Genomic DNA, 4,440 nt, shown 5'->3' with positions numbered 1-4,440 from the left:
TACCGACCCCGCCATAGACATCGATGTGGCGCTGACCGGCAAGGACGCGCTGGGTGGCAGCGGCGAACGTTTCTTCGGCGGCGACAATGTCGTCGCCGGCAATCCGGTGACAGCCGAAGTGGAGGTGCCGTCAGGCTCGTGGCGGATTTCGGCCATTCCCAAGGGCGGCTGGCCAGCGGCGCCGAAGAATGAGCGGACCTTGCTGGCCCTCATGGCGCTCGCCGGCGTGCTGGTGGTGCTGCCGATCCTGGTGGCCGGGCGGCTGTTCGGCGAAAGGCAGAAGAACTATGCCGAGTTGCGGCGCCTGTCCGGGCGGCTGGAGCTGGCGCTGGAGGCCTCAGGCATCGGCGTCTGGGAGCACGACCTCGCCACCAACGAACTGGTGTGGGACGAGCGTGTCAACGAGATCTATGGCAAGGCCGCCGGCAGCGAGCCGCGCGGCTATGATGACTGGGCGGGAACGATCCACCCCGACGACATCGAGCGCGCTCGACGGGATTTCGACCTGGCTGCGGCGACCAGGGGCCTCTACTCCTCGCAATACCGCCTCATCCATCATGACGGCGACGTCCGCCACGTCCGCACGCGCGCCACGTTCTTCCAGGACACCGGAGGCACGCCGAAGATGATCGGCGCCGAATGGGACGTGACAAGCGACGTGCTGCTCAACGAAAATCTGGAGCGCGAGCGGCAGCTGTCGGAATCGAAGAACGCCGAGCTGGAGATCGCCAAGGCGCGCATCGAGCATGTCGCCCTTCACGACTCGCTGACCGGCTTGCCCAACCGCCGCTATCTCGACGAGATGCTGGCTGAAAGCGGTGAGAGCGGCCGGCGCACGGCGCTGCTGCATCTCGACCTCGACCGCTTCAAGCAGATCAACGATACGCTCGGCCACGCGGCTGGCGATGCCATGCTGATGCACGCCTCGAAAGTCATCAAGGCCAACGCCGGAGCCGCCGATTTCGTGGCCCGTATCGGCGGCGACGAGTTCGTGGTGGTCGCCCATGGGGATGGCGACGACAAGCTGGCCGAACTGGCCAGCCGCATCATCGAGGAGATGCGCCAACCGGTTGCCTTCCAGGGCCACCAGTGCCGGTTTGGCGTCAGCATCGGCATCGCCGCCAATGACGGCGTCGACGCCAGGCAGTTGCTCGTCAATGCCGATCTCGCGCTTTACCGGGCGAAAAGCCATGGCCGCAATCGCTACGAGTTCTTCAACGAGGAGCTGCAGAGCGAGATCGTCCGGACCAAGCAGATCGCCGACGAAATCCTTGGCGGGCTGGAGCGGAACGAGTTCGTCGCCTATTACCAGCCGCAGTTCGACGCCAGGACGCTGGAGATCGTCGGCGTCGAGGCGTTGTCGCGCTGGAAGCATCCGCGCCGCGGCATCCTGGCGCCCGCCGCCTATCTCAAGGTGGCCGAGGAGCTGAACGTCGTGGCGCTGATCGACCGCACCACGCTCAAACAGGCACTGGAGAATTTCGAGCGCTGGTCGCATCTCAACATCCCGCGCGTTTCGGTCAACGTCTCGGCCAGGCGCCTCGAGGACAGGGACCTGATCAAGGGTTTGCGCAAGCTCGCCATCAAGCAAGGGACGGTGTCGTTCGAGCTGGTGGAGTCGATCTTCCTCGACGAGAACGACGACTTCGTTTCCTGGAACATCGAGCAGATCAAGGAACTCGGCATCGACATCGAGATCGACGATTTCGGCACCGGCTATGCCTCGATCGTCAGCCTGCTCAAGCTGCAGCCGCGCCGGCTGAAGATCGACCGCCAGCTGATCACGCCGATCACCGGGTCAAAGGCGCAACGGCGGCTGGTGTCGTCGATCATCGAGATCGGCAAGTCGCTCGGCATCGAAGTGGTGGCCGAAGGCGTCGAAACGATGGAACATGCGCGCATCCTGAAGGAATTGGGCTGCGACATCCTGCAGGGCTACGCCTTCGGCCGCCCGATGGACGCCAAGACCTTCAAGGCCTTCGCCCAGTCGCGCAAATGGCTGGCGGTCGGCTAGCGCCCCTCGTCCACGACGGCTACGCGCCATCTGAGCCCTTTACGGGCACCTCAGCCAGTCTCCAAGCAGGCCGATCCCGGCTATGGATATTTCGTCGGGGCCTGTGGGCTTGACTCGCCCTGCAACGCCCTCGGCAGTGGAAGGCTCGAGCATTGCAAGTGCACCTCGCGGGCGAACGCCTTTCGCTGCTTCTGCTCGTGCTCCTTGACGGCTGCTATGATCCCCAACCCGTACGGGCCGAGCACGACGAACCCCCAGCCCGGGTGGTTCTTTTCGCGAGCGTCGTAATCCGAAGCGTCCGCGCGGGCTTGCTGGCATTCCGGCGACGCCCATTTCTGATCCTGCTGCGAAAGCGACGCTTCATAATCGACCGGCGAGGTCGCGCATCCGGCCACTGTCGCGGCCAACGCGACCGACATTGCAATTCTCATCCCGAAGCCTCCCCTGAAGCATTGTGGAGGGTACACGGAATTCTTCTTCCGGCAATCGCGTGCCGGATGACTGTAGCGGGTCATGGCCGCCGTCTCCCTAGCTCCTCAGCCCCGGCGCTTCCTGCCCGGTGCGTTCGACATATTCGGTATAGCCGCCGCCGTAGGTGTGGATGCCGTCGGGCGTCAACTCCAGCACGCGGTTGGACAGCGCCGCGAGGAAATGGCGGTCGTGCGAGACGAACAGCATCGTGCCTTCATATTGCGAAAGCGCGTTGATCAGCATCTCCTTGGTCGCCATGTCCAAATGGTTGGTCGGCTCGTCGAGCACCAGCAGGTTGGGCGGGTCGAACAGCATCAGCGCCATCACCAGCCGCGCCTTCTCGCCGCCGGAGAGCACGCGACACTTCTTATCGATCTCGTCGCCGGAGAAGCCGAAACATCCGGCGAGCGCGCGCAGCGGCGCCTGGCCGGCCTGCGGGAAATTGTCTTCCAGCGTCTGGAACAAGGTGCGCTCGCCCTCGAGCAGCTCCATGGCGTGCTGGGCGAAATAGCCCATCTTGACGCTCGGACCGCGCGCCACCGTGCCCTGGTCAGGCTCGGAAGCACCGGCAACCAGCTTCAGAAGCGTCGACTTGCCAGCGCCGTTGATGCCCATCACGCACCAGCGCTCGCGCCGGCGCACCTGGAAGTCGAGGCCGGCATAGATGCTGCGGCTGCCATAGCTCTTGTGGATGCCCTTCAGCGTCGCCACGTCCTCGCCGCAGCGCGGCGCCGGCTGGAAGTCGAAGGTCACCGTCTGGCGCCGCTTCGGCGGCTCGACGCGATCGATCTTGTCGAGCTTCTTCACCCGGCTCTGCACCTGAGCGGCGTGCGAAGCGCGCGCCTTGAAGCGCTCGATGAAGGCGATCTCCTTGGCCAGCATCGCCTGCTGGCGCTCGAACTGCGCCTGCAACTGCTTGTCGGCCAGCGCCCGCTGCTCCTGGTAGAACTCGTAATTGCCGGAGTAGGAGGTGAGCGAGCCGGCGTCGATCTCGACGATCTTGGTGACGATGCGGTTCATGAACTCGCGGTCGTGCGAGGTCATCAGCAGCGCGCCGTCATAATTCTTCAGGAATTGCTCCAGCCAGATCAGGCTTTCGAGGTCGAGATGGTTGCTCGGCTCGTCGAGCAGCATCACGTCGGGCCGCATCAGCAGGATGCGGGCGAGCGCGACGCGCATCTTCCAGCCGCCGGAGAGTTTCGCGACGTCGCCGTCCATCATCTCCTGGCTGAAGCCGAGGCCGTCCAGGACCTCACGGGCGCGGCCGTCCAGCGCATAGCCGTCGAGCTCCTCGAAGCGGTGCTGCAACTCGCCGTAGCGCTCGATGATGGCGTCCATTTCGTCGGCGCGGTCGGGGTCGCCCATGGCATGCTCGAGTTCGCGCATCTCGGCGGCGACCGCGCTCACCGGCCCGGCGCCCTCCATCACCTCGGCAACGGCGCTCATGCCTTCCATGTCGCCGACATCCTGGCTGAAATAGCCGATAGTGACGCCGCGATCGACCTGGACCTGGCCTTCGTCCGGCAGTTCCTGCCCGGTGATCATGCGGAAGAGCGTCGTCTTGCCGGCGCCGTTCGGGCCGACGAGGCCAACCTTCTCGCCCTTCTGCAAGGCGGCCGAGGCTTCGATGAAGACGATCTGACGGCCGTTCTGCTTGCCGATGTTTTCGAGACGGATCATAGGACGGTCCGGATAAATGCGCTGATGTGGCGGGATTTGCCCGAGCGCTTACCCGAATGAAGGCGGCGAGGGAAGAGGCAGAAGCGCCGCAGATGAGACATTGGAGATTGGCGAAGGGCGGCGGCGACAGCCGATCTCCCCCCTCGTGGGGCAGGGCTATCGCATATGGGTTAGCGCCTGGATGAGATAGTCGTCGTTCCAGGCGCATTTCTTGATGCGGTGGCTGATGGGGACTTTGTCGGCATCGGCTGCCTGGAGGACGTTTCTGGCGATGC

Annotated in this window: 3 protein-coding genes; 1 reads left to right on the top strand and 2 read right to left on the bottom strand. The window is 64.5% G+C overall.

What is annotated here, in order from left to right:
* Positions 1-2,014 (top strand): EAL domain-containing protein (locus EN780_RS28240; RefSeq protein WP_128275937.1); only part of this gene is annotated, 2,014 nt, incomplete at its 5' end.
* A gap of 80 nt (positions 2,015-2,094) precedes the next feature.
* Here the strand turns inward: EN780_RS28240 and EN780_RS28235 are convergent.
* Together EN780_RS28235 and abc-f are read right to left on the bottom strand one after the other, a co-directional pair.
* Positions 2,095-2,445, bottom strand: coding sequence for a hypothetical protein (locus EN780_RS28235; protein ID WP_127393466.1), 351 nt, complete (start codon positions 2,443-2,445; stop codon positions 2,095-2,097).
* Between the two features lie 97 nt (positions 2,446-2,542).
* The gene (abc-f, locus tag EN780_RS28230) at positions 2,543-4,165 is read right to left on the bottom strand and encodes a ribosomal protection-like ABC-F family protein (protein ID WP_127393464.1); all 1,623 of its coding nucleotides are present in this window, start codon (positions 4,163-4,165) and stop codon (positions 2,543-2,545) included.
* Positions 4,166-4,440 lie beyond the last annotated feature (275 nt).

The organism is Mesorhizobium sp. M4B.F.Ca.ET.089.01.1.1, assembly GCF_004022605.1.
GTDB lineage: Bacteria > Pseudomonadota > Alphaproteobacteria > Rhizobiales > Rhizobiaceae > Mesorhizobium > Mesorhizobium abyssinicae.
Note: the sequence above shows the minus strand (reverse complement) of the source record. Positions and strands in the feature narration are given on the sequence as shown.

Coding starts and splice junctions, on each gene's coding strand:
- EN780_RS28235 (WP_127393466.1), bottom strand. CDS start 2,445: ATGAGAATTGCAATGTCGGTCGCGTTGGCCGCGACAGTGGCCGGATGC.
- abc-f (WP_127393464.1), bottom strand. CDS start 4,165: ATGATCCGTCTCGAAAACATCGGCAAGCAGAACGGCCGTCAGATCGTC.